1 protein-coding gene is annotated in these 518 nt (G+C 40.5%); it reads left to right on the forward strand.

Annotation, left to right across the window (positions count from 1 at the left end):
• On the forward strand, nucleotides 1-518 hold a 518-nt coding region (locus ABN217_RS20430), incomplete at both ends, for a tripartite tricarboxylate transporter substrate-binding protein (RefSeq protein WP_349460032.1).

Raw genomic sequence — 518 nt, forward strand, 5'->3', positions numbered from 1 at the left:
CATGATGCATCACCAAGGTATGACGAACTTAACCTATCAAGATTACACGCCTATCACACGTCTTGCTGTTATCTATGGTGGATTGCAAGTTGGAAAATCATCACCATTTAAAAATGCACAAGAAATTATCGATTACGCCAAAGCAAATCCGGGTAAGTTAAAAGCATCAGGCAGTGGCTTAAATTCAATTTGGCACCTTAATACGATTGGTATGTTGCGTGCGGCAGGGTTACCAGATAATGCTATTCGTTTTATTCCTTCTCAAGGCGCAAGTGCTGCATTACAAGAATTAGCATCAGGAGGTGTCGATATCGTGACTTCTTCATTAGGTGAAGCTGACAGTATGGTAAAAGCCGGTTTAGTGAAACATATGGCTATTATGTCAAACGAAAAATCAACTTTTTACCCTAATGTCCCCTTATTCAAAGAAGCCACACCTTACAATTGGGATCTGCAAGCATGGAATATGTTAGTGGCACCCAAAGGACTCGATAAAGAAGTGCAAGATAAACTCACCG

It is taken from the genome of Proteus sp. fly-1067 (assembly GCF_040139345.1).
Classification (GTDB): Bacteria; Pseudomonadota; Gammaproteobacteria; order Enterobacterales; family Enterobacteriaceae; genus Proteus; species Proteus vulgaris_B.